Below are 23,449 nucleotides of genomic sequence, written 5' to 3' on the forward strand. Positions count from 1 at the left end.
GGGGACGGACGGCGGATCGATGACTAAGCGCTTGCTTAGCATTCAGCCGAGACATCCCTCCTGTCAATGCCACCCGACGCCACGCCATGCCGCTCAACGCCACTCAAGGCCACGACCCCCTGAGCCGGATCGCCCAGGGGGTCGTTCGCGAGCTCTCGGGGTCAGACGGGCGGCAGCAGATCGCTCTCGCTGATGGTGTACGTCAGCGAGGGGTAGACGAAGTCCGTTTCGTGGTTCTCGCGGCGCCGCAGTCGGTAGAACTCGCGGCTCTGCTCGTCGTCGGCCGGTGTGAGGCGCGCGCCCTGCGGGAGGTACGCGTGTCCGTCGCGGAACCGGACGAAGGTCTTCGAGGTTCGGAACGTCACGCCCAGCCATTGGTTGTCCGCCGCGCGGCCGGGCGTCTCCAAGACGATCTTGTGCCTGAGCCGCCGGTTCGAGTCGACGGAGAACGCGACGACGCTGTTGTGGGCGAGGGGGATCTCGAACGTCTCGCCGCCGGACTCCTTGGACTCGAAGATCAGCTTCCTCGGCGGGCCGACTTCGGGGTGCCGGTAGCAGGAGAAGACGGCGATGAACGACTCGTCGGCCAGATCGAGGGCTTGGTCGGAATGACCGCCCATGGTCGTGTAGGCGTTCGTGTAGCTCTCGATGAGGGCGTTGTTGAAGCCGACCGGAAGCGCCGCACACTCGTGGACCCGCCGCGCCAGCCGTGCGTGCACCGCCCGGAAACGCTGCGCCGGGCTGCCGTACCGCGTGGTGGTGCGGACGAGGGGCACACCACCCGCCTCGTCGACCCTGGCCAGGACGGCGCCTCGCCGGCCTTTTCCCACGTCTTCCAGACGAACCGACGCGGACAGCTCCGCGAAGGGATTCTCCTCGGTCGGCAGAGCGCACGAGAGGATGCGATCCGAAAGCCTAGATTCGGGGGGCACCATAGTCTCCCGCGTTCATGCTGAAGAGGAGTTCGTCGCCGTAGTCGATGACGGACGAGGTCCTGTTCTCCTCGGCGTACAGCCTGCGCAGCTCGTCCATGCCGTCCGGCGTGGGTGGCCCCAGCTTCACCGGATCTCCGGCCACCTTGAGGAACGTGTCGCCGTTTCGGTGAACGGCTTCGGCGCTCGAACAGCGCACCACGTACCCCAGGCGGGTCGGGAGCAGTTCGGCGTCCAGTGCCGAGGGCCGGATCTCGTGCGTGTAGAGGCGGTTGGTGGACAGCGGCATGAAGAACACGGAGCCGGGATGGAGGGTCAGGGTGAACTGCGTGGGGAGAGCGACCCCGTCGGGTTCTGCGGTCGGCTCCTTGAGGCGGAAGTGGAGCCTGGTCAGTCCGCTGGTGCCCTTGACGCCGTAGTCGAAGGCGTCGTCGGCCAGGGACTGCAGCCGGTCGAGCCCGTCGTAAAACGTGCAGAAGGCCATGATGCCGTTGACGGGCATGTCCTTGGTCTTGTCCGCATGGGCCGAGATCCTGGCCTTGGACTGCTTGCGCTCGGCCGTGGCACGGGTGTTGTGGTAGATCTGGGCGAGGACGTGATTCAGCGGCGCCTGGTCCCGGAAGACGGCTGCGGCCTCGCGGTTCAGGGCCTCCACGATGTGCGTGTCGGTCGGGCCGAAGCCCTCGGTCGGCCCCGAGAGATTCGTGGAGCACCGGAGCAGGCGGAAATGCAGGTCGTCACCGTCGCGCGTGACGGGCGTCAGGTAGATCCCGCTGCGATGGGCCGTTCCGGGTTTGGTGGACTCCGTCAGCGACTGGAACGCGTGCTCCGCGCGGATCCGTCCGGAGTGATCGGCGCCGGGCGCGAAGAAGCGGGGGTAGTACACGCCGACGCCGTGCACGCGGACGGGAACTCGGCCGAGGTCGATGAGGGTCCAGGGGCTGTCGACGTCCTCGCGGTAGCCGTGCGACAGCTCCCGGATGACGAATACCCGGGCAGCCGCATGCAGGTGGCGGCCGCTGATCCCGGATATGTCGCCGCACAGGTAGACGGTCTTCTGCGCGAGGTCGGGCGAACCGGAGGCGAGGTCCTCCGGCGTGATGGTGGACCCGAGGAAGTCCCTGATCACGTCGTGGTCTCGCACCGTCGAAGGCGCGACCAGGACGTTGCCCGCACGGTCGATGCGGGCCTCTGCCGGCTCGGTCGAGGACATCAATCGGTACCTGCCATTTCGCAGATCTTGGTGAACGACAGAGACGCGCTGGGCACCCCGACGGCCTTCCCGGTCACACGACGACGACTGCGGCGGCGGTCAGATGCCGCCGAACTCGCCTGCCGCAGCAGCGGCGACGAAGGACTGCCAGACATGGATCGGGAAGACGAGCGCGGGCCCTTCCGGGTCCTTCGAGTCGCGGACGGGAACGATGCCGGGGAAGTCGGGCGAGACCTCCACACAAGTACCGCCGTTGTCGGAGTGCGACGACTTGAACCAGGAAGCACGGGACAGGTCTTGGCGGGTCATGGGTCAGAGTTCCTTTCGGGCCTTGTGAATCAGGTCGAGGGAGGCAGCTATGGTCAGCGCCTCCACCCGCATCCGATCGTAGGCCCTTTCCCATGTCCTGACAGTCTTGTCCTCCCGCACCACATAGCCCTGTTCCGCAGACTCCGTGTAGCCGACCACAGAGCGGTCAGCGAACGTCAACAGGGTGACGACGGAACGGAAAGGAACATGCTCGGCCAGACCGAACGGGGCCACCTGAAAGATCACATGAGGTCTGATCGCCACCTCAGCCAGGTGCTCGAGCTGGGCGCGCATCGTCTCGGCGCCACCGATCGGCCGACGGATGCCGCTTTCGTCCATCACCACGTGGATGACCGGCGGCTCCACGCGCTTGAGGAGTCGCTGTCGCGCAACAAGGAACTTCACCCGCTCCTCGGCCTGGTCTTGCGTACTGCTTCCTCGCAGCACTGATGCCGCTTCTCGCGCGGAAGCGTAGGCCTTGGTCTGGAAGAGCCCCGGGATGAGGTTCGGCTCGAAGATCCTGATCTCGGACGCCCGCGCCTCCTGCGCGGCGTGCTCGGGGAAGCCCTCCAGGAAGCCCTTCCGCCGCATCCCGACCCACATCAGCTCCAGCATCTGCCCCGTCCCGAGGGCCTTGTCGGCCGCCCTGACGAAGGCTCGGCTGGTGGATTTGCGACCTGTTTCCACCGCCGAGATGTAGCTGTCCGAGTAACCCATGGCTGCGGCCAGGTCCTGCTGGGTCCAGCCCAACGCCTCGCGCGAGCTCCGAAGCAGAGCGCCGAAGGACTCCCGCGGGGATGACGTTGGATCAAGCTCCTTGCGGTTCAAAGCTCACACCCAATTCCACTTGAGACGCAGACAAGTTGAACAATCCCCAAGCGTAGCCGACAGTGGGCACTCCTGGTAGTCGAATTACTACGGAGAGGAGCAGGCGATGACCGGTTCCACGTCCTGCAACAACCCCGTCCCGGCGTTCCGGGCCGTGCTGTACCTGGCCAAGAACGACTCCGGCTTCCCCGAGCGCGAGTTGAGCGCGTGCGAGGCCTACGCCAAGGCCTTCGACTGGGGCATCGACCTGATCGTCGTCGATGACGAGACCTCCCGGAAGGGCCCCGAGTGCCGGCCCATGCTCCGGGCCGCGCTGCAGCGGGTCCTCGACCGGCAGGCCGGCGCGATCCTCGTCCCCAGCAGGGCCGCGATCTCCCCGATCGAAGGGGAGTTCAACGACTTCTCCAAGCGCGTGGAGAAGGCCTCCGGTTTCATCCAGGTGGCGACCCGGCGATGAACGACCGCCCCGACACCACCGTCACCGATCCCTCCGGGTTCGAGATCCGCCTGATCGACTCCAGGAGCCCGCACTTCGTCATGCTGGAGTGCTGGGGACTCTGGGACCGCGAGCGCCACGAGTACCTCCGCGTCCCGGGATCGTCCGACCGGATCAGGCGCTTCTACACCGTCGCGGCCGCTTCGGCCTTCCTCCGGCACGCAACCGTCTGACCGTCATGGACCGTGACACGTAGGGCAGTTGTCGATTCAGCCCGCCCTTATACCCGCCCGGCCCCCGCCTCGACAGACCTCGATCCAAAGTGTTCTGATGATCACACTGTAAGGATCATTTACGAACACCACCTGACCGAATGTCAGAGAAGTGGGGGCACGGTGCGGACTGCTCGGGGTACGGCCGTCCTGGCGGCGGTGGGGGTCCTCTCGACCCTCGTCCTGGCCACCGGAGGGCCCGACTCCGGCCGCAGACCGGGCGCCGTCGGCACCACTCCCGCCAGCCCCGCCCCCGACGCCCCGGCCGACGACGCCGGCGACGTTCCCCCTCCGCCGCCCGCCCCCAACCCCACCCCCACCCCCACTCCGACCTGGGACGGCCAGGTCAGGGTGCTCGGTGACGGCTCCACCTCCGACACCGGCCCGCAGCCCAAGCAACTGAAGCCCGAGAAACTGAAGCCCGGCGAGAAGCCACCGCAGTTCGTCGTCTTCTCCTGGGACGGTGCCCTGGAGGGCGACGACCGCCAGTTCTCCCGCTTCCGCAAGCTGGGCGCGGAGAACAACGCCCAGATGACGTTCTTCCTGAGCGGCCTCTACACCCTGCCCAAGTCGAAGCGCACGCTCTACCACCCCCCGCAGCACGACGCCGGCTCCGCGTCCATCGACTTCGCCACCAACGCCCACATCAAGGACACCCTGGAGCAACTACGGCTGGCCTGGCAGGACGGCAACGAGATCGGCACCCACTTCAACGGGCACTTCTGCGGCCCGCAGCGCGGTGGTGGCGGCGACTGGTCCACCGACGAATGGAAGAGCGAGCTCGACCAGGCGATCTCCTTCGTCACCAACTGGAAGACCAACACCGGCTTCAAGGACCTCCCGCCGCTCCCCTTCGACTACACCAAGGAGTTGGTCGGCGGCCGCGCCCCCTGTCTGGAGGGCCAGAAGAACCTGCTCGCGGCCGAGAAGGCCACCGACTTCCGCTACGACGCCAGTTCCCCGGGCGAGTTCCAGGTCTGGCCCGTCAAGAAGGAGGGCATCTGGAACTTCCCGCTGCAGCTGCTGCCCTACCCCGGCCGGACCTCCCAGAACCTCTCGATGGACTTCAACTTCCTCGCCGGCCAATCCGGCAACACCACCAAGGGCGACCCGAAGAAGTTCGACACCTGGGAGAAGGAGACCCGGGCGAGCTACCTGGCCGGCTTCGAGCGGGTCTACAACGGCAGCCGGGCCCCGCTCTTCATCGGGAACCACTTCGAGGACTGGAACGGCGGCATCTACATGCAGGCCGTCGAGGACGTGATGAAGGGCGTCTGCAAGCGGGACGGCGTCCGCTGCGTCTCCTTCCGCCAGGTCGCCGACTGGCTGGACGCCCAGGACCCCACGGTGCTCGACAAGCTGCGCCAGCTGGACCCCGGGCAGCAGGCGGACTGGTCACGCCTGGTCAAGTGAACGGCCCGGCCGAACAAACGACCTCCGAAACGACCGGCCCGGGCGGCTGCGAGCCCCGCCGCCGCCCGGGCGCGTCCGCTACCGTCCCCCCGCCGCCTTCATGTAGGCCGTCCAGATCCGGGTCGGCAGCGCCGAGTCCGGGGTGTCCGGTGCCGCGCCGCCCAGGCCTTCCAGCGACAGCAGCTTCATGTCCCGCAGGTCCGCCCGGAACACCGCGACCGCCGTCGAGAGCTGTCCGTCGTAGCCGACCATCCACCCCGCCGTACGGTCCGCCGTCGTGCCCGGCTTCGCGGCCAGGTCCGGGCCCGCCTCCGCCACCGCCGCGGCGCTCCCGCCGCGGACCGCGCCCTTGAGCGCCGCGTCCACCTCCCCCGCCACCGCCGGCGGCAGCACCTGCGCGGCGGCCGGCAGGCGCAGGGGCAGCGGCTCGCCGTTGCGGGTGATCCTGAGCACCGAGTACGGGTCGGTCCGGTTGCCCCCCGCGCCGAAGGCGGCGTACGCGCCGGCCGCCCTGATCGCGCTGGGCGTGGAGTTGCCGACCCCGAAGGCCGGCACCAGTTCGCCCATGCTGCCGGGGAGCAGGCCGAGGTCGGCGGCGGTCTTCTGCACCCGGTCCAGGCCGACGTCCATGCCGAGCTGCATCATCGGCCCGTTGACGGACTGTTCGACCGCACCGCGCAGGCTGACCGGGCCCCAGTTGCGCTTGCCGTCGTTGGCGGTCTTCGCGATCTTGCCGTCCCGCCCCCAGTACGGTCCCTCCGGCGTCATCACGTTCACGCCGTTGTCGCCGTTGTAGGGGGTGGCGGGCGTCACCGGGGTCCGGTCGCCGCCGCGCCGGTACTGCACACCCTGGCTGAGCCCGGCGGCGTACACCAGCGGGGTGAAGGCCGAACCGACCGGCACCGTCGAGGTGTTGGCGTTGTTGAAGCCCTGCTTCAGGTAGTTCGGGCCGCCGTAGAGCGCGACGATCCGCCCGTCGAGGGCCACCGAGGCGGCGCCGACCTTCAGCAGCCGGTCGGCCTCGCGGTTGTCGGGGTCGAGGTCCTTGGTCGCCTCCTGCACCGCGACGGCCAGGGCGTCGACCCTGGGCTTCTCGAAGGTGGTGACGATCTGGTGGCCGCCGAGGTCCAGCTGGGCCGGGGTGAGGTCGCCGTGGCTCTCCACGTAGGACCGGGCCAGGTCCACCAGGTAGCCGACCTGCCCGCCCAGGCCCGCCGACCTCGGCTGCGGCTTCGGCTCGGGGAACACCGTGTACCGGGCGCGTTCGGCGGCGGACAGCTCGCCGACCTCGACCATCCGGTCCAGGATCCAGGACCACCGTTCCTCGGCCCGTTCCCGGTTCTCCGGGCTCAGCGCCGGGTCGTACTGCCCGGCCCCCTTCAGCAGCGCCGCCAGGAAGGCCCCCTCGCTCACGTCGAGCTGCGCGACGTCCTTGCCGTAGTACGCCGCCGCGGCGCGTTCGATGCCGTAACTGCCGCGGCCGAACCAGCTGGTGTTCAGGTAGCCGGCCAGGATGTCGTCCTTGCTCATCCGGTGGTCCAGCTTGATCGCGATGACGGCCTCCCGGAGCTTGCGCGAGTAGTCCTGGTGCTGGTTCAGGTAGCTGTTCTTGACGTACTGCTGGGTGATGGTCGAGCCGCCCTGGGTCTCACCGCCCGAGACCATCGCCCAGACCGCGCGGCCGATGCCCTTGAACGAGACGCCCGGATCGGAGTAGAAGGTCGCGTTCTCAGCCGCCAGGACCGCGCCCCGCACCGGCTTCGGCACCTGTTCCAGCGGCACCTCCTGCCGGTTGGTCTCGCCGACCCGGGCCATCTCGGTGCCGTCCGCCCAGAAGTAGACGTTGTTCTGCTGGGTGGCGAAGGAGTTCAGGTCGTCCGGGACCTCGGTGGTCACGAAGAACCAGGCCAGCCAGCCGGTCAGTGCCGACGCCCCGACCCCGGACAGCAGGAGCAGCTGCCGCCAGGACGGGAGCCAGCGGCGGATCCGGCGCCGCCCCCGGCGCGGGTAGTCGATCCGCCGCAGCGGTCGCCATCGCCGGCGTCCGGGCTTCTCCTCCTCGGCCCCGCCACCTCGTCGCTGTGCGCGCACGGTCCGCTCTCCGATTCGCTCGTGGACAAACTCCCCGTATCGATAGACGTGGTGGGGACCGTGCCGGGGAGTCAGGAATCCGGTGTGATCATGGTCATACCGCGGGTGACGAACCGGTCACCGGTCCGCCCCGTTGCCGGTCGGCGGTCGACTCCGTCGTGGTCGGCGGTCGGGTCCCGTTACCGGGCGCCGGTGGGCCCGCCACCGGCCACCGGCGGGCGCCGTGGCCGGTCGTCGGCCGCAGCCGCCCCCGCCGACCGCCAGAATGACGCCATGAGGTTGATCCACACCGTGATCGGTGCGCTGCTGCTCCTGCTGGTCGTCGGCAGCATCCTGCGCACGCTGGTCGTCCCGCGCGGGCTGTACTCGTCCCTGGTGAACCGGCTCTGGACGGTGTTGCGGGCCGTGCTCCGGCTCTCCGCCGCGCCGTTCGGCACCTACCGTGCGCAGGACCGGGCGCTCACCTGGCTGGCGCCGCTGGTCCTGCTGGGCATGCTCGGGCTCTGGCTCAGCGGGATGCTGGTCGCCTACACGCTGCTGCTGCACGGCACGTCCGAGCTCGACTGGTCGACCTCGATCCGCGAGGCCGGATCCAGCCTCTTCACGCTCGGCTACGCGAGCGGCGAGCGGCTGCAGCTCTCCGCGATCGACTTCATGGCCGCGGCCAGCGGCCCGCTGGTGATCGCCCTGCAGATCTCCTACCTGCCGACCCTCTACGCGGCCTACCAGCGCCGCGAGACCGAGGTGACGCTGCTGCAGTCCCGGGCCGGCGAGCCCGCCTGGGGCCCCGAGCTGCTGGCCCGTCAGTCCCTGGTGGACACCGAGACCGCGCTCCCCCAGTTGTACCGGGACTGGGAGCGCCTGGCCGCCGACATCGGCGAGAGCCACTCCAACTACCCGGTGCTGCTCTCGTTCCGCTCCCCGCAGCCGAACCGCAGCTGGGTGGTCGGCCTGATCTCCGTGATGGACGCCGCCGCCCTGCACCTCGCCCTCTGCCCGCGCACGGCCCCGCCCGAGGCCCGGCTGGTGATCCGCGCCGGGTTCACCGCGATGCGCGACATCGCCCGCTCGCTGCGCATCGACTTCGACCCGGACCCGGCCCCGGACGTCCCGATCCGGCTGACCTACGCCGAGTACCTGGGCGCCGTCGCGATGATCACGGCGGCCGGCTTCCGCCGCGAACGCCCGGTCGAGGACGCCTGGGCGCACTTCCACGGCTGGCGGGTCAACTACGAGGCCCTGGCGTACGAACTGGCCCGCCGCAGCGACGCCGTCCCGGCGCTCTGGACCGGCCCGCGCGACTTCCACGCCCCCGTCATCCCCCCGACCCGCCCCACCGACCGCCGCCCGACGGCGGCCGAGCCGCCCCTCCCACCGGGCTGAGCGGCCGGTCCGAGCGGCCGACGGCTTGAGCGGCCGGTCTGCGCGGCGGCACCCGCACGCGGCCTCCGGCCCCGTCGGGCCCGCCTCAGACCGCGACCGGCCCGCCCTCGGCCAGCGAGCGCTCGGCCGCGGCGAGGATCTCCACCACCCGCAGCCCGAAGTCCGCCCCGCACGCGTGCGGCTCGCCGGAAGCCGCCGCGGACCGCAGGGCGTCCAGCGCCCGGTGCAGCGCGGCGAGCGGGCCCTCGCCGCGCTCCGGCAGGTGCACCACGCCGTGCTCGCCGCGCAGCTCCATGCCCGTCCCGCCCGCCGCGACCGGCGCGGTCAGGCTGAGCGCGAGCGTGCTGGACGCGCCGCCGGCGTGCCGCAGGACCAGGTGCACGGCGTCCAGCGGACCGCCCACCGCCGTCACCTGCGTCACGTCACCGAGGACCGGCAGCAGCACGGACAGCGCGTGCGGACCGACGTCCCACAGCGAGCCCTTCTCCCGGCGCCACGGCGAGTCGGCGTAGGGGCTGGAGCTGCCCGGCGCGAACACCGAGCCGAGCCAGTCCGAGCGGCCGGTGTACCAGCCGCCCACCGCCGCCTGCTCCGCCAGCCACGGCATCTGCGGGCCGCCGAAGCGCACGGTGAAGAACACCACCGAGGCGACCTTGTGCTCGCGGACCGCCTCGGCGACGGCCCGGGCGTCCGGCACCGTCAGCGCGACCGGCTTGTCCAGCAGCAGGTGGCAGCCGGCCTCGGCGGCGCGCACCGCGAGACCGGGCTGCACAGACGGGGGCAGCGCGACGGAGACCGCGTCCACGTCGGCCAGCAGCCGGTCGAGGTCGGCGTACCCGGGCACGCCGTGCGCCGCGCCCAGGGCCTCGGCCGCCTCCGGACGGCGGCCCCAGACGCCGGTGAACTCCACCCCGGGGTGCTCCGCCAGCACGGGCGCGTGCACCCGCTCCGCCCAGGGGCCGGTGCCCAGCAGTCCGATCCGCACGATGTCTCCTGTTCTTCGGTGGTACTGGAACCCGGCTCCGCACGCAGGCGTCGGCCGTGCGGGGCGTCAGCCCTGGGCGGAGCCGCACGCCGGACGTCAGCTCCGCACGCGGGCGAGCGTGAAGCCGTCGTAGCCCTTGCTGCCGACCGTCTGCACCGAGGTCGCGCTGACCCGGGGCTCGGCCGCGATCAGCTCGTGCAGGGCCCGGGTGCCGACCACCGCCGGGTCGGTGCTGTGCGCGTCGGCGACCGCGCCGCCGCGCACCACGTTGTCGACGATGATCAGCGAGCCCGGCCGGGTCAGCTGGAGCGCCCGGCGGAAGTACTCGGGGTTGCTCGGCTTGTCCGCGTCGATGAAGACCAGGTCGAAGGGCTCCACGCCCTGCTCGACCAGCGCGGCCAGCGAGTCGGCGGCCCGGCCCAGCCGTACCTCGGCGACCTCCTCCAGCCCGGCGGCGGCCAGGTTGCCGCGGGCGACCTCGGCGTGCCGGGGGTCGATCTCCAGGGTGATCAGGGTGCCGTCCGCGGGCAGCGCCCGGGCCAGCCAGATCGCGCTGTAGCCGCCGAGCGTGCCGACCTCCAGGATCCGCTTCGCACCCTGGGTCAGCGCCAGCAGGTGCAGCAGCTTGCCCTGGTTGGGGGCCACCGCGATCTTCGGCAGCCCGGCCGCGTCGGCGGCGGCCTCCGCGGCCTCCAGCGCCGGGTCGTGCCCGACCAGCTGCTCGGAGAAGTACGCGTCCACGGCGTCCCAGGTCGGCTGCAACGTCATCGGGCCCTCCAGAGTGCAAGATCGGCAGGTACTCAGCCGATGCTACTCCGAGGGCCCGATGGCTCCGGGGACGGTCGCCGGTCGCTCTCCGTCCACCCCTGACCAGGGGAAGGTCACGCTGTGGTGGTCACGCTGTGGTGGTCACTCCGCGACCGGGGTCCTCGCCACCGTGGCGCCGGCCGCGGCAGCCGCCGCGGCCTCCTCGGCCTCGATCCTGGCGTGCGTCTTCGCGGCCCGGCGCTTCATGATCCAGGCCGACAGGCCGCCGATCACGATCGCCGCCGCCAGGCCGGCCCAGGAGAACCGGGCGAGCCACGGCTCGATGCTCTTGCCCACCTTGTAGACCAGCAGCGTCGTACCGCCGGCCCAGACCACGCCGCCCAGCACGTTGGCGATCAGGAACTTCCAGTACGGCATCTTCAGCGCGCCCGCGAGCGGACCGGCGAAGATCCGCAGCAGGGCGATGAACCGGCCGAAGAAGACCGCCCACATGCCCCACTTCTGGAACGAGCGCTCGGCGGTGGCCAGGTGCGAGGGCCCGAAGTGCTTGGGGAACCTGCGTCCCAGCTTCTCGAAGAGCGGCTTGCCCCCCTTGCGCCCGATCGAGTAGCCGATCGAGTCACCGATGATCGCGCCCGCGATGGCGACACCCGCGACGCCCCACGGGCTCACCACGCCCTTGACCGCCATCAGCGACGCCGTGACCAGGGCGATCTCGCCGGGCAAGGGGATGCCCAGCGATTCGATGAGGATGATCAGACCGACCACGGCGTAGACCGCGGTCGGTGGAATGCCCTCGATCCAGGCGTCGATGTGCAAGGCCGGTACCTCCGTGGCAGGTCGGGACCGGCCGCGCTCCTGGTTGAGCCGCGGGCCGGCCCGGCAATTGTCCGATGGCGGCACGACGGCGCTGCCCTCAAGGCAGCGTAGCGTGCCGGGCGGCCTGTCCCCCCGGCCGATCACCCGTGGATTCCGACGTGCGGCCGCACCCCATGGTTCCAGGCCGGCCGGCTTTTCTTCAAGATTCGGCAAAGGGCCGCTGACCTCGGACGGAGCCCCCTCACGCTCGGTGCCCCGGGCCTCACCCGCCCCGTCCGTCACGGGCAGCGCGCCGGCTCCGCCATCCGGAACTCCTTCCGGTGCCGGATGTGCGAGGCCCGTGCGGTCGGGCTGCGCAGACGCGCTGGAGGCCGGAGGGCTCTGGTTCGATAGGAGCACCGTCACCGGCACCGCGAGGAGCGAGACCCTGAGTACGTCGTTGGCCGAGGCTCTGTCCCTCGGGTTGCTGGTGCTGGTGCTGGTCTGTGCCGTGGTACGGCCGTGGGGCTGGCCGGAGGCCGTGGTCGCGGTGCCCGCCGCCGGTCTGGTGATCGCCACCGGAGCGATCTCGCCGGCGCACGCGGCGGCGGAGGCCGAACGGCTGGGGCCGGTGATCGGCTTCCTCGCCGCCGTCCTGGTACTCGCGCAGCTGTGTGACGACGAGGGCCTGTTCCACGCCTGCGGAGCATGGATGGCCCGGAAGTCCGCCGGGAGCCCACAGCGCCTGTTGGTGCAGGTCTTCGCGGTCGCATCGGTGGTCACGGCGGTGCTCAGTCTGGATGCGACCGTGGTGCTGCTGACGCCGGTGGTGTTCGTGACCGCGGCACGGCTCGGCGCCCGGCCCAAACCGCACCTGTATGCCTGCACGCATCTCTCGAACACGGCTTCGCTGCTCCTGCCCGTCTCCAACCTCACCAACTTGCTGGCCTTCGCGGCGAGCGGACTGACCTTCACCCGGTTCGCCGCGTTGATGGCGCTGCCGTGGCTGGCGGCCATCGCCGTCGAGTACGTGGTGCTGCGCAGGTTCTTCGCCGCCGACCTGGACGCGGGCGCCCCGGCCGCGGACGAGGTGACACCACCGGAAATGCCGCTGTTCGCCCTGCTCACCGTGGCAGGCACCCTCGCCGGGTTCGTCCTCACCTCGATCATCGGCGTCGATCCCGCCTGGGCGGCGCTGGCCGGTGCCCTGGCGCTGGCCGGCCGGGCTCTCGCCCGGCGCCGCACGACCCCCGCGGCGATCGTCCGCTCCGCGGCCGTGCCCTTCCTGGCCTTCGTACTGGCGCTGGGCATCGTGGTCCGGGCCGTGGTCGACAACGGACTGGCCTCCGTGCTCGGGCACCTCGTCCCCCAGGGCACCTCATTGCCCGCCCTGCTCGGCACGGCGGCGCTGGCGGCCGCGCTGGCGAACGTCATCAACAACCTGCCCGCCACACTTGTGCTGCTCCCGCTGGCCGTTCCGTCCGGCGCCGGTGCCGTCCTGGCGGTACTGCTCGGGGTGAACATCGGCCCCAACCTCACGTACGCCGGTTCCCTGGCCACCCTGCTGTGGCGGCGCATCGTCCGCGAGCACGACACCGACATCGGCCTGGGCGAGTTCACCCGGCTCGGACTGCTCGTCGTGCCCGCTGCCCTGGTGCTGGCCGTGGTGACACTGTGGGGGTCACTGCAGATCATCGGAGGATGAGGAGGACGGGCCCGTGACCGTCGTCGTCTGGATCGCCGAGGGCACCTGGCCCGCGTGCGTCGAAGCCGCCCGCACGCACGCACCGCAGGGCGAAGAGATCGTGTTGCTGCACGTCAGCGGTCAGGAAGTGGCGGGCGTCGCGCACGGCGCGTTCGCCGGGCTGCTCGGCCGCGGCCACCGCGAGCGGGACCCCGGCACCCGGGTGGACGCCCTGGCGGCGGACTCCGCCCGACACCTCCTGGACGCCGCGGCCGATCGCCTCGGCCGTCCCTGCGTCCACGTGGAGCGCGCCGGACGTGTCGAACGCGAAGTCGTCGCGGCAGCCGAGGGCGCCGAGTTGCTCGTCCTCGCGCGCGACGGTGACCGCACCCGCCTCGGGCCGCACAGCCTCGGCCCCGCGACCCGCTTCGTGGTCGACCACGCGCCGTGTCCCGTCCTGCTGGTCTGGCCGGAACCGGCACCGGACACCGCGACGATCCCTCCCCCACCCGACCGGTCGTAGCGGTGCCGCAGGTCAGGGCCCGACGTTCGGCTCCGCGGGGAGAGAGCCGGGAGCTGACGCCCGAAGCAGGGCCCGGTCGAGGATCCCCCGCGGCTGATCGGATCCTCCGGGGTGCCGTCGCCGACCGCGATCGCCCGACCACGGCCGAGCGTGCGGCCCGCCTCGGTGACTGACCGTCAGGAACACGGACCGGCAGGGGAAGCCGACCCATCGGCGATCGAGAAGCCGACCGCGGGACCGTCCTCAGGCCACGGCCGCACCGCTGCCGGCGATGACCTCGGGCCGCAGCAGGGCCGCGAGCCGCTCCGCCGGGAGCAGCCCCCGCTCCAGCACGAGTTCGGCCACGCCCCGGCCGCTGGCGAGGGCCTCCTTGGCGATGTCGGTGGCTGCCGTGTACCCGATGTGCGGGTTCAGGGCGGTCACCAGGCCGATGGAGTTCTCGACGGTCGCGCGCAGCACCTCGGTGTTGGCGGTGATGCCGACCACGCACCGCTCGGCGAGGGTGAGGCAGGCGGCGCGCAGATGGATGACGGACTTCGACAGCGAGTGCAGGATGATCGGTTCGAAGGCGTTGAGCTGGAGCTGACCCGCCTCGGCGGCCATGGTGATCGCGATGTCGTTGCCGATCACCTCGAAGGCGACCTGGTTGACGACTTCGGGGATCACCGGGTTGACCTTGCCGGGCATGATGCTCGAACCGGCCTGCACCGGCGGCAGGTTGATCTCACCGAGGCCGGCGCGCGGCCCGGAGGACAGCAGCCGCAGGTCGTTGCAGGTCTTGGACAGTTTGACGGCGATGCGCTTGAGGACGCCGGACATCTGGACGAACGCGCCGCAGTCCTGGGTGGCTTCGACCAGGTTGGCGGCGGTGACCAGTGGCAGCCCGGTGATGTCGGCGAGGTGGCGCCTGGCTGCTTCGGCGTACCCGGCAGGGGCGTTCAGGCCGGTGCCGATCGCGGTGGCGCCGAGATTGATCTCGTGGATCAGCTCGACGGCCTCCGCGAGCCGGCTGCGGTCCTCGTCGAGCATGACGGCGAAGGCGGAGAACTCCTGGCCGAGCGTCATCGGCACGGCGTCCTGCAACTGTGTGCGGCCCATCTTCAGGACGTCGCGGAACTCGACGGCCTTGTGGGCGAAGGCGTCCTGGAGGACGGCCATCGCGTCGAGCAGGCCCCGCACGGCGGACACGGTCGCGATCCGGACGGCGGTCGGGTAGACGTCGTTGGTGGACTGGCCGAGGTTGACGTCCTCGTTGGGGTGCAGGTGCCGGTACTCGCCCTTGGCGTGTCCCAGCAGTTCCAGCGCCCGGTTGGCGAGGACCTCGTTGGCGTTCATGTTGGTCGAGGTGCCGGCCCCGCCCTGGATGACGTCCACGACGAACTGGTCGTGCAGCTTGCCGCCGCGGATCTCGCGGCAGGCGGTGGCGATCGCGGCGGCCTTCGCGGGTTCCAGCAGGCCGAGTTCCTCGTTGGCGAGGGCGGCGGCCTCCTTCACGGCGGCCAGCGCGTCGATCAGGTGCGGGTAGGCGGAGATGGGCGTGCCGGTGATGGGGAAGTTCTCGGTGGCGCGCAGGGTGTGGACGCCCCAGTAGGCGTTGGCGGGGACGTCGCGGTCCCCGAGTAGGTCGTGTTCGCGGCGGGCGGCGGTCATGGGCGTGCGGGTCCTCTTCTCGGAGTGGTGGATCGGGTCACGGACGGGCGAGCAGGGCCGAGGGGTCCAGCGCGGCCACCGGCCGCACGCCGCCGACGGGCCGGCCGCCGCCGCGTGTCGGCTCGCCCGCGAAGCCGGTCAGCAGCCGCGGGTCGACTCCCGCCAGCGCCAGGGCGGCTGCCGTCACCGGGATGCGCGCCCGGTTCGCCCCGTCGGCGATCTTCAGGGCGACGGCGCGGCCGTCCGGCAGCGCGGCGATCTGGACGCCCTCGAAGCCGTCCTTGGCGATCAGCCCAGGCACCGCGCGCATCAGCTCGGCCACGTCCCGTCCGGCGCCGGAGGCCATCTCCGGGTGGCTGCGCAGCGCGTCCGCCACCCGGAATTCGGGGGTCCCGGGTGCGCCGGTGGCGATGCGCGCGGCGGCGCGGGCCAGGCCGTGCAGGGAGACGGCGAACAGGGGGGTGCCGCAGCCGTCCACGGTGGCGTGCGCGATGCGCTGGCCGGTGAGGTCCTCCACGGCTTCCGCGATCATCCGTTGGAGCGGGTGATCGGGGGCGTCGTAGTCCCGCAGCGGCCATCCGTTGAGCCTGCAGAGGTGGAGCATCGCGGCGTGCTTGCCGGAGCAGTTCTGGGCGATCCGGGAGGGCAGGCGGTCCTGCCGGATCCAGGCATCGCGGATGGCCGGGTCGTACGGCAGGTCCGGGACGTTGCGCAGGTCGTCCTCGGTGAGGCCGGCGAACGCCAGGATCCGCCGGGCTCCGGCGAGGTGGCGTTCCTCGCCGGAGTGACTGCCCATCGCGAGGGCGAGCAGTTCGCCGTCGAGCGGCAGTCCCGCGCGGACCATGGCGACGGCCTGGACGGGCTTGAGGGCCGATCGCGGGTAGCACGCGGCCTCCGCGTCGCCGAGCTGGAACCGGATCCTGCCGTCGCCGCCGAGGACGACGACGGAACCGTAGTGGGTGCTCTCGACCACGCCGCCACGGGTGACGTGGGCGAGGGGAACGTGGCGGGGCTCGCGGATCGCGGGCGCGTCCGCGCGGGGGCTGGTGAGCATGACTGCCTCGATCGTGGTGGCTTGGGGCTGCTGACCCGACGGCGGCGGGCCCGGGCGGATGTGCGCTCGGCTCCGCGGATCCCCCGGGCCGACCAGGTTCAGTCGTCGGTTCCGGCGGCGACGCGCGCGATGCGCCCGCGGATCGCGTACCAACCGGCGACGAGTGCGGCAGCGATGAGCGGCACGCAGAGCACGGTGGTGCGTCCGGCGCCGCCGTCGGCGTACATCAGGACCAGCACGGCGGCGAGGAAGGCCAGCGTCACGAGTTCGGTCCAGGGCGAGCCGGGCAGTCGGAAACCGGGGCGGGTCAGTTCGCCTGCCGCGGTCTTCCGCCAGAACAGCAGGTGGCAGACCATGATCATGCCCCAGGTGGCGATGATGCCGATGGCCGCGAGGTTGAGCACGATCTCGAACGCGTCGGCGGGGACCACGAAGTTGAGGCCGACACCGAGGACGCACATGCCGCTGGTGAGCAGGATGCCGCCGTAGGGCACCTGGCTGCGACTCATCCGGGCGGTGAAGCGCGGGGCCGATCCGTTGACGGCCATGGAGCGAAGGATGCGGCCGGTGGAGTAGAGGCCGGAGTTGAGCGAGGACATCGCCGCGGTGAGGACGACCAGGTTCATCACGCTGCCCGCAGCCGGGACACCGATGTGGGAGAGCACCGTCACGAACGGGCTCTCGCCGGAGGTGTACGTGTTCCACGGCATCAGCATCGAGAGCAGGACGACGGAGCCGACGTAGAACAGACCCACGCGCCACATGATCGAGTTGATCGCCTTCGGCACGATCTTCTCGGGGTTCTCGGTCTCCCCGGCCGTCACACCGACCAGTTCGACGGAGGCGTAGGCGAAGACGACACCCTGGATGATCAACAGCATCGGCAGCAGGCCGTTGGGAAAGATCCCGCCGTTGTCGGCGATCAGGGACGGACCGGGTACGGCGCCGTCGACCGGGTGCTGGGTGACGAGCAGGAAGATCCCGATGCCCATGAAGACGACCAGGGCGCTGACCTTGACGATGGCGAACCAGAACTCCAGTTCGCCGAAGATCCGCACCGAGATGAGGTTCACGGTGAGGACCACGGCCAGGGCTATGAGCGCGATCACCCACTGCGGGACGTCGGAGAACAGGCGCCAGTAGTGGGTGTACGTGGCGACGGCGGTGATGTCGGCGATGCCGGTGGTCGCCCAGTTGAGGAAGTACATCCAGCCGGCGGTGTAGGCGCCCTTCTCCCCCAGGAACTCCCGGGCGTACGACACGAAGGCGCCGGAGGACGGGCGGTACAGGACGAGCTCGCCGAGTGCACGCACGACGAGGAACGCGAAGACACCGCAGACGGCGTACGCGACGAACAGGGAGGGCCCGGCATCGGCGAGTCGACCGCCCGCGCCGAGGAACAGCCCGGTGCCGATGGCGCCGCCGATGGCGATCATGTTGACGTGCCGGGCTTTCAGGGACTTGCTGTAGCCGGTGTCACCGGCGTCGACGTGACGGGTCGTGGGGCGCTTCTCGTCTTTGAGGAACTGCTCGCTCACGCCTCGGCTCTACCTTCTTCTTGAGGTGTCCGCGCGCTGGGGGCGCACGATGTCTGTGAGGGTGGCCTCCACGCGGTGGAGGTGGTGGGACATCGCTTCGACGGCGTCGGGCTCGGAGCCGTCGATCAGGGCCTCGACGATCGCCCGGTGCTCGCAGTTGGACTGCTCGCGCCGACCGCCGAGTTCGTTGAGGAAGGTCGACTGACGCGCCAGTGCGTCACGGATCTCCTCGATCACCCGGCGGAACACCGGGTTGCCGGAGGCCTCGGCCACCGCCAGGTGGAACACGGTGTCCAGGGCGACCCACGCGGTGGTGTCGGTCTCCCGCTCCATCCGGTCGAGCAGGTGGCCGAGCTGGTCCAGGTCCTCGGGGGTCCGGCGTAGCGCCGCGTAGCCGGCGACCGGGATCTCGACGTGCCGGCGCACCTCCAGGAGGTCGCTGGCCGCGTAATCGCCGAAGGTGGGGTCCTCGACCGTGCTCGCCACGACGAAGGTGCCCTTGCCGGTCTTCGAGACGGTCAGGCCCATGGCCTGCAGGGCACGGAGTGCCTCCCGCAGCACGGGGCGGCTGACCTCCAGCGTCCGACACAGCTCTGCTTCCGAGGGGAGCTTGTCCCCGACGGCGTACTGACCGCGCTCGATGGCGCTGCGCAGGTGGCCGAACACCGCTTCCATCGCGCTGACGCGCCGCGGGGTCGCTCCACCTGTCTGGCTGTCTGACAGGTTCACGGGCTGATCCTGGGGCTTGGAGCGCCGCGGTGTCAAGACACCGCTGTCGCCCCGGTGACCTCGGGTGAACTCCGTCGGACACGCACCTTCCGCTCGTCGGCGCGACTCGGAACGGAGCTCGGAGTCGACCTGGCCGCAGCCACCAGAGCGTGCACCACCGCCGAGTCGAAGGCCATTTCGGGGTGCCACTGGACGCCGACCACGAAGCGGTGCCGAGTGCTCTCGATCGCCTCGATGGTGCCGTCCGCCGTGCGCGCGCCCACGACCAGGCCGGCCCCGAGGGAGTCCACCGCCTGGTGGTGGTGCGTGGCGACCTGGCGGGTCCCCGGCAGGAGCGCACCGATCCGCGTCCCCGCCACCGTGGTGACGGCATGGGGCGCGAAGTGGCCGCCGTGCAGGTTGTGCCCGTGGTGACCCACCGTCTCGGGGAGGTGCTGGATCAGGGTGCCGCCCGCGTGCACGTTCATCAGCTGCATTCCGCGGCACACTCCGAGCACCGGCATGTCACGCGCCAGAGCCTCGGCCAGCACGGCCCACTCCCAACGGTCGCGCTCGCGCACCGGCGGCCCCGTGCACGGATGCGGCTGCGCCCCGTACAGCGCGGGATCCACGTCCTCGCCGCTGGTCAGGACGATCGCGTCCAGACCCGCGACGACATCGGCCGCGGCCTCCGGCGCGTCCGGCGGCAGCAGGACCACACGGCCGCCCGCCGCCTGGAGGCAGCTGACGTACGCCGCGGGCAGCAGCGCCGCGGGCAAGTCCCACTCCCCCCACTGAGCGTGGTCGAGGTAGGTGGTGAGGCCGATAAGCGGCTTGGGCATACCACTTCCTTTCAGGGGCGGGAGACGATCGTCGACGGCCGTCTCCTCCGCAGCCCGCCCGCCCGACGGACGCGGGGTCAGGAGGCTGCGAAGGAGGGGGTGCACGGCCCCGCGGGCACACGGATGCGCCCGAAGGGGGTGGGGGTGGGCCGCGGACCCGGGGGGCGGAAGCTTGCGCACCCGGGCCACGAGCAAGAATCCTGCTGCTGTTCATGCTTAAGCACAAGAAAAGACATCTTCGCGACAGATAAGTGAGCCTTAACTCCGTGCAGAGACTCGACCCCCGGTTACTGGCCACCCTCGAAGCCGTGATCCGCCACGGCTCCTTCAACGCCGCCGCACGCGAGCTGGGCTACAGTGCGCCCGCCGTCTCTCAGCAGGTCGCCGAACTCGAACGCCGGGCCGGCCTCATCCTGATCGAGCGCCGCCCTGTGCGCGCCACCCCGGCCGGCATGGTCCTGCTCGACGCCGAACAGCGCGTCCGGAGCGCACTGGCGGCGGCGTCCCTGGAACTCGACGCCATGCGCGCGGGCACGGCCGGGCGGATCAGGCTCGGCGCGTTCGCCTCCTCCGCCGCCGGCATCGTGCCGCAGGCGCTGGCAGAGCTTCACGAGACCTATCCCGATGTACAGGTCAGCCTCTCCCAAGTGGAGCCCGAAGCCGGCTACGGCCGGCTCAGGCGGGGAGACATGGACCTGGCCCTCAGTTACGACTACGACTTCATCCCCATGCCACCGCCCCGGACGCTGCGCCGGACGCTGGTCGCACGGGACCCGGTCGTGGCGGTCGTCCCGGCCGACCACCCCCTAGCCCACCGGGACGTCATCGACCTCGCCGACCTCGCGTCCGAGACGTGGATCGCGGCTCCGGAGGCCGCGTTGCGCCTGGAACTGCTCGCTCAGATGGCCAAGACCCCTGGCTTCCAGGCCCGCCTGGAATACGACGGCGACGACTTCAACACCGTGCTCGGCTTCGTGGCCGCCGGCCTGTGCGTCGCCGTCATGCCACGGCTGGCCCTCCCCCCGGGCAGCTCCCGGGTCGTCGCGCGCCCCCTCGCCGACCCGGAGCTGACGCGCTTCATCTACACCGTCCGCATCGACACCCGACACGCCCCGCGCGCCCTCCTGGCCCTGGAACGGATGCTCGCCGCGCAGGCACTGGCCGCCCTCCCCTGAGACGGGGCACCGCAGCGACGGGTTCGTGACCGCAAAGGGCCGGCCCGCAGGCGGGCCGGCCCCTCTCGGCAGCAGCAGCTCAGACCTCCGACTCGACGCTCCGGTCGGCGGTGAGCCGCTCCCGCCACTCGGCCACAGCGCCCGGGGACATGGCCGCGAGGCGGGCGATCACCTCGTCGTCCCGCCCGTCGGTCCAGCTGAGGACCCGGGTCAGGACGGTGTTCCGGACCAGGCGGACCTCCTTCAGCAGCTCCTCCAAGCGCTTCAGCTCCTCCCCGGTGGCGGAGAGCACGTCGTCGACCGCCGTCCTCTCCTCCGCCCGCTGTTGCCGCAGGTAGGCCGTCAAGCCGGTGAGGACCACTCCGTCGTCGGCCGCGGCGCTGCGGAACCTCTCGGCGAGGTGATCCAACATGCAGTCAGGAGCGTCGGCGAGACTCGCTCCCACGACCTTCGCGCCCTCCCAACTGCTCCGTCCGGTATCGCTGCTCCGCAGCCAGAGCCCGGCGTCGACCGGGGTGCGACCGCCGCAAGCGGCCGCGCGGTAGGCGTAGAGGGCCGCACGGTGACCGTAGAAGGTGTAACCCTCCTCGATCCGGACACCCCCCGGAGCGCACATCAGTCCCGGAACGCCGCCGTATCCGGAATCGGCTTCGTAGGCGGCGCAGGCGTCCAGCTCGGCGTCGGTGGCCGTCGCCCAGGCCGGGTCGCAGAGCTCCGGGTTCCGGGCGAGGAAGTCCTCCACTTCGACCCGCCAGGCGGGAACCTGGCTCATGCGGGGTTCGGCCCAGACCACGGCTCCCGCCGCGTCGAGTGTGAACCGGCAGGCCTGTTCGAGATCGGTCCAGGCCGTAGCGGCTTCGGCGGACCATTCCAGGTCCCCGGCCGGGCCGACACGGTGCAGCGAGCCGATCACCCGCTGGACCAGGGGCAGCACCCGCCGGACCAGCGCATAGAGCTCCTTGACGCCGAAGAAGCGCCAGGCGTCGGCGCCCCGGTCGTCCACGGCGCGATGGGTGAGCAGGAGCATGAAGACGGCCGGGGACGGCAGAGCGCCGTCGCCGACCGTGGCCCGGAGGTGTCCCGGGAGCGAGTGGGCGGCCCCCTCGTCCTGTGTTCGCCAGTCGGTGTCACCGAACCAGACGGCACCGGTGGCGACATCGACGGCGAGCCACTGTTGGTAGCCGTTGCCCGGCCCGAACCGTTCCTGGTCGTGCTCGGCCCGCCGGTCGTGCCACACGTATTCCGCTGGAGGCGGATTGAGTTGGACGGCGACGAAGCCGTCCTGCGGGGTGTACCCGACGATGACGTGTGCTGTTGGTTTGCTGTGCTCGGTCCCGGACATGCGGCTCCCTCCGTGCCACACAGTGGCGATTCCGCCACTGTGCGGCACCGAGCCTGCCCTGCGAGAGCCGTACGATCAAATCCGATCAGTTGTGGACTTCTCGCCCCACCAAGGTCCGTGCACGAGCGGACCCGACGGCAAGCGATCGCAGAACGTCGAGGCTCCCCCCGGTGCACGACGGCATGAATCGGACCTTGACGCCCGCCGTCGGGCGGCGCATGATCAAGTCGCGAGGCCGTCAGACAGCAAGACGTGGGCGTGCATGCGCAGTTCATGCCCCGCGCGGCAACGACAACGGCATCACGAGCGCCGGCACCCGCGAGGATCTCCACCCCGGATCGACGAACACCTTCACCGCGCTTCGGGATCTGAACGACATCCCGCAGTGGGACGAAACCCTCGTCGACCGGGGCATGCCGATGGCCATCACGATCTTCTCGGAAGCCGCCCGCTCTTCGGATCTTGCGGCAGGGAGATGCCGTCCGGGCGCGGGGATCAGGGCGCGCGGCGCGGAGCCCCGCCTACGACTCCGTGGACCGCTCGGCGAAGTCCAGAACGGTGACGGAGGGTCGGTGGCCGGCGAGTGGTGGGACGGCCAATGCCAGCGGCAGCAGTGCGCCCACGAGCCCGCGTCCGCCGATCGGGCGTACGTCCCGTACGGCCGTCACCGCCGGACTGGCGGTCAGGAGCTTGTTCCGCTCGCCCGCGTCCATCGCCCACGGCATCGCCGGCGCCTGGTAGTCGCGGGCGCGCACCTTCCCGTTCAGGGTGAGGCGGCTGAACCAGCGCGGCACCGCGTCGAGCACCAGCGAGCCGCCCGGGAAGCGCTCGGCGCAGGCCGCGATCAGCGCCCGGACCTCCTGCGGGCGCAGGTACATCAGCAGCCCCTGGGTGCTGATCAGCACCCCGTTCGCCGGGTCCACCTCGTCCATCCAGCGCGGGTCGGTGGCCGAACCGGCGAGGATCCGGTGCCGGTCGTCCGGCGGCAGCAGGCGCTCGCGCAGGGCGGCCGTCTCCGGCAGGTCCACCGACAGCCAGGTCGCCCGCCCGTTGTCGACCCGCCAGGCCTGTGTCTCCAGACCGTCCCCGAGCCCGACCACCGTGCCGCGCGGGCACCGGACCAGGAAGTCCGCCACCTCGCGGTCGAAGCAGGCCGCGCGCAGCGCCTGGACCTGGCTCAGCAGTGCGTTCGCGCCGAACCGCTGCGCGAACGGGTAGTCGATCCGGTCGACCAGCTCGACCGCCTTCGGGTCCGGCAGCACGGTGTCCGGCCGCCGGGCCTCCACGGCCCGGTGCCACAGCGTCCACAGCGCCGTCTCCGGCACCGCCGCCAGCTCGGGCCGCTCCAGCGGCTCCGGCCGCTCCACCGACTCAGGCCGCTCCGCGCCGCCAGTCATCGCTCACTCCTTCGACGTGCTCCGCACGGGCTCTGCGTGGGCTCCGCGCTCGGGCAGGCATGAACCCGCCGATTCTGCCACCGGCCGGGCTCACCCGCCCGGCCCGAC

22 protein-coding genes are annotated in these 23,449 nt (G+C 71.1%); 7 read left to right on the top strand and 15 right to left on the bottom strand.

Features of this window, described 5'->3' with window-relative positions:
• Positions 1–161 precede the first annotated feature (161 nt).
• The 4 genes from AB0Q99_RS00230 to AB0Q99_RS00245 form a co-directional block, all read right to left on the bottom strand.
• Positions 162–932 carry an alpha-ketoglutarate-dependent dioxygenase AlkB gene (locus tag AB0Q99_RS00230; protein WP_363566860.1) on the bottom strand — a complete coding sequence of 257 codons (771 nt, stop codon included), beginning with the start codon at positions 930–932 and terminating at the stop codon, positions 162–164.
• Positions 916–2,145 carry a hypothetical protein gene (locus AB0Q99_RS00235; protein WP_363566862.1) on the bottom strand — a complete coding sequence of 410 codons (1,230 nt, stop codon included), beginning with the start codon at positions 2,143–2,145 and terminating at the stop codon, positions 916–918. The genes AB0Q99_RS00230 and AB0Q99_RS00235 overlap by 17 nt, the downstream gene beginning before the upstream one ends.
• Before the next feature lie 99 nt (positions 2,146–2,244).
• Positions 2,245–2,454 carry a DUF397 domain-containing protein gene (locus AB0Q99_RS00240; protein WP_363566864.1) on the bottom strand — a complete coding sequence of 70 codons (210 nt, stop codon included), beginning with the start codon at positions 2,452–2,454 and terminating at the stop codon, positions 2,245–2,247.
• A 3-nt stretch (positions 2,455–2,457) separates the two neighbouring features.
• Complete coding sequence (locus AB0Q99_RS00245; RefSeq protein WP_363566866.1) at positions 2,458–3,282, bottom strand: helix-turn-helix transcriptional regulator; 825 nt, start codon at positions 3,280–3,282, stop codon at positions 2,458–2,460.
• Between the two features lie 106 nt (positions 3,283–3,388).
• On the opposite strand from AB0Q99_RS00245, the gene AB0Q99_RS00250 reads away from it, so the two are divergent.
• The 3 genes from AB0Q99_RS00250 (at position 3,389) to AB0Q99_RS00260 (ending at position 5,403) form a co-directional block, all read left to right on the top strand.
• Positions 3,389–3,739, top strand: a complete 351-nt coding sequence (locus AB0Q99_RS00250) for a hypothetical protein (RefSeq protein WP_363566868.1) — start codon at positions 3,389–3,391, stop codon at positions 3,737–3,739.
• The gene (locus AB0Q99_RS00255; RefSeq protein ID WP_363566870.1) at positions 3,736–3,951 is read left to right on the top strand and encodes a hypothetical protein; all 216 of its coding nucleotides are present in this window, start codon (positions 3,736–3,738) and stop codon (positions 3,949–3,951) included. Before AB0Q99_RS00250 ends, AB0Q99_RS00255 begins: the two co-directional genes overlap by 4 nt.
• A 162-nt stretch (positions 3,952–4,113) precedes the next feature.
• Complete coding sequence (locus tag AB0Q99_RS00260; RefSeq protein ID WP_363566872.1) at positions 4,114–5,403, top strand: hypothetical protein; 1,290 nt, start codon at positions 4,114–4,116, stop codon at positions 5,401–5,403.
• 78 nt (positions 5,404–5,481) lie between these two features.
• Here the strand turns inward: AB0Q99_RS00260 and AB0Q99_RS00265 are convergent, their stop codons facing one another.
• Positions 5,482–7,494, bottom strand: a complete 2,013-nt coding sequence (locus AB0Q99_RS00265; RefSeq protein ID WP_363566874.1) for a transglycosylase domain-containing protein — start codon at positions 7,492–7,494, stop codon at positions 5,482–5,484.
• Positions 7,495–7,767: 273 nt separating this feature from the next.
• On the opposite strand from AB0Q99_RS00265, the gene AB0Q99_RS00270 reads away from it, so the two are divergent.
• Complete coding sequence (locus AB0Q99_RS00270; RefSeq protein WP_363566875.1) at positions 7,768–8,877, top strand: hypothetical protein; 1,110 nt, start codon at positions 7,768–7,770, stop codon at positions 8,875–8,877.
• 85 nt (positions 8,878–8,962) lie between these two features.
• Here the strand turns inward: AB0Q99_RS00270 and AB0Q99_RS00275 are convergent, their stop codons facing one another.
• The 3 genes from AB0Q99_RS00275 to AB0Q99_RS00285 form a co-directional block, all read right to left on the bottom strand.
• Entirely contained in the window at positions 8,963–9,862 is a 900-nt protein-coding gene (locus AB0Q99_RS00275) for a Gfo/Idh/MocA family oxidoreductase (RefSeq protein WP_363566877.1), read from the bottom strand.
• 96 nt (positions 9,863–9,958) lie between these two features.
• Positions 9,959–10,630: an O-methyltransferase gene (locus tag AB0Q99_RS00280; RefSeq protein ID WP_363566879.1), complete on the bottom strand. Its 672-nt coding sequence runs from the start codon at positions 10,628–10,630 to the stop codon at positions 9,959–9,961.
• Between the two features lie 141 nt (positions 10,631–10,771).
• Positions 10,772–11,449 (bottom strand): DedA family protein, encoded by a 678-nt coding sequence (locus AB0Q99_RS00285; protein WP_363566881.1) that lies wholly within the window; start codon positions 11,447–11,449, stop codon positions 10,772–10,774.
• 427 nt (positions 11,450–11,876) lie between these two features.
• Here AB0Q99_RS00285 and AB0Q99_RS00290 point away from each other — a divergent pair, with 427 nt between their 5' ends.
• Both AB0Q99_RS00290 and AB0Q99_RS00295 read left to right on the top strand, forming a co-directional pair.
• Positions 11,877–13,133, top strand: coding sequence for an SLC13 family permease (locus AB0Q99_RS00290; protein ID WP_363568146.1), 1,257 nt, complete (start codon positions 11,877–11,879; stop codon positions 13,131–13,133).
• 13 nt (positions 13,134–13,146) lie between these two features.
• Positions 13,147–13,635 carry a universal stress protein gene (locus tag AB0Q99_RS00295; RefSeq protein WP_363566883.1) on the top strand — a complete coding sequence of 163 codons (489 nt, stop codon included), beginning with the start codon at positions 13,147–13,149 and terminating at the stop codon, positions 13,633–13,635.
• Between the two features lie 243 nt (positions 13,636–13,878).
• Here the strand turns inward: AB0Q99_RS00295 and aspA are convergent, their stop codons facing one another.
• The 5 genes from aspA to AB0Q99_RS00320 all read right to left on the bottom strand — a co-directional run bounded on the left by aspA (position 13,879) and on the right by AB0Q99_RS00320 (position 19,427).
• Complete coding sequence (aspA, locus tag AB0Q99_RS00300; protein ID WP_363566885.1) at positions 13,879–15,285, bottom strand: aspartate ammonia-lyase; 1,407 nt, start codon at positions 15,283–15,285, stop codon at positions 13,879–13,881.
• A gap of 37 nt (positions 15,286–15,322) precedes the next feature.
• Complete coding sequence (locus AB0Q99_RS00305; RefSeq protein ID WP_363566887.1) at positions 15,323–16,339, bottom strand: asparaginase; 1,017 nt, start codon at positions 16,337–16,339, stop codon at positions 15,323–15,325.
• A 98-nt stretch (positions 16,340–16,437) separates the two neighbouring features.
• A complete protein-coding gene (locus AB0Q99_RS00310) occupies positions 16,438–17,877 on the bottom strand; it encodes an amino acid permease (RefSeq protein ID WP_363566889.1) in 1,440 nt (479 codons plus the stop codon).
• 9 nt (positions 17,878–17,886) lie between these two features.
• Positions 17,887–18,606: a FadR/GntR family transcriptional regulator gene (locus AB0Q99_RS00315; protein ID WP_363566891.1), complete on the bottom strand. Its 720-nt coding sequence runs from the start codon at positions 18,604–18,606 to the stop codon at positions 17,887–17,889.
• A 32-nt stretch (positions 18,607–18,638) separates the two neighbouring features.
• Entirely contained in the window at positions 18,639–19,427 is a 789-nt protein-coding gene (locus tag AB0Q99_RS00320; RefSeq protein WP_363566893.1) for a gamma-glutamyl-gamma-aminobutyrate hydrolase family protein, read from the bottom strand.
• A gap of 266 nt (positions 19,428–19,693) precedes the next feature.
• Between AB0Q99_RS00320 and AB0Q99_RS00325 the strand changes: the two genes are divergently transcribed.
• On the top strand, positions 19,694–20,602 hold the full coding sequence (locus AB0Q99_RS00325; RefSeq protein ID WP_363566895.1) for a LysR substrate-binding domain-containing protein: 909 nt from the start codon (positions 19,694–19,696) through the stop codon (positions 20,600–20,602).
• A gap of 79 nt (positions 20,603–20,681) precedes the next feature.
• Here the strand turns inward: AB0Q99_RS00325 and AB0Q99_RS00330 are convergent, their stop codons facing one another.
• Positions 20,682–21,944, bottom strand: coding sequence for a hypothetical protein (locus AB0Q99_RS00330; RefSeq protein WP_363566897.1), 1,263 nt, complete (start codon positions 21,942–21,944; stop codon positions 20,682–20,684).
• Between the two features lie 521 nt (positions 21,945–22,465).
• A complete protein-coding gene (locus AB0Q99_RS00335) occupies positions 22,466–23,341 on the bottom strand; it encodes a class I SAM-dependent methyltransferase (RefSeq protein ID WP_363566899.1) in 876 nt (291 codons plus the stop codon).
• Positions 23,342–23,449: the final 108 nt, after the last annotated feature.

The sequence above is a fragment of the Kitasatospora sp. NPDC086791 genome (assembly GCF_040685975.1).
Taxonomy (GTDB): Bacteria; Actinomycetota; Actinomycetes; order Streptomycetales; family Streptomycetaceae; genus Kitasatospora.

Bases quoted from the DNA above. Each gene is read 5' to 3' on its own strand.
- AB0Q99_RS00335 (WP_363566899.1), bottom strand. From the start codon at position 23,341: ATGACTGGCGGCGCGGAGCGGCCTGAGTCGGTGGAGCGGCCGGAGCCG.
- AB0Q99_RS00255 (WP_363566870.1), top strand. From the start codon at position 3,736: ATGAACGACCGCCCCGACACCACCGTCACCGATCCCTCCGGGTTCGAG.
- aspA (WP_363566885.1), bottom strand. From the start codon at position 15,285: ATGACCGCCGCCCGCCGCGAACACGACCTACTCGGGGACCGCGACGTC.
- AB0Q99_RS00270 (WP_363566875.1), top strand. From the start codon at position 7,768: ATGAGGTTGATCCACACCGTGATCGGTGCGCTGCTGCTCCTGCTGGTC.
- AB0Q99_RS00240 (WP_363566864.1), bottom strand. From the start codon at position 2,454: ATGACCCGCCAAGACCTGTCCCGTGCTTCCTGGTTCAAGTCGTCGCAC.
- AB0Q99_RS00330 (WP_363566897.1), bottom strand. From the start codon at position 21,944: ATGTCCGGGACCGAGCACAGCAAACCAACAGCACACGTCATCGTCGGG.
- AB0Q99_RS00320 (WP_363566893.1), bottom strand. From the start codon at position 19,427: ATGCCCAAGCCGCTTATCGGCCTCACCACCTACCTCGACCACGCTCAG.
- AB0Q99_RS00250 (WP_363566868.1), top strand. From the start codon at position 3,389: ATGACCGGTTCCACGTCCTGCAACAACCCCGTCCCGGCGTTCCGGGCC.
- AB0Q99_RS00235 (WP_363566862.1), bottom strand. From the start codon at position 2,145: ATGTCCTCGACCGAGCCGGCAGAGGCCCGCATCGACCGTGCGGGCAAC.
- AB0Q99_RS00305 (WP_363566887.1), bottom strand. From the start codon at position 16,339: ATGCTCACCAGCCCCCGCGCGGACGCGCCCGCGATCCGCGAGCCCCGC.
- AB0Q99_RS00280 (WP_363566879.1), bottom strand. From the start codon at position 10,630: ATGACGTTGCAGCCGACCTGGGACGCCGTGGACGCGTACTTCTCCGAG.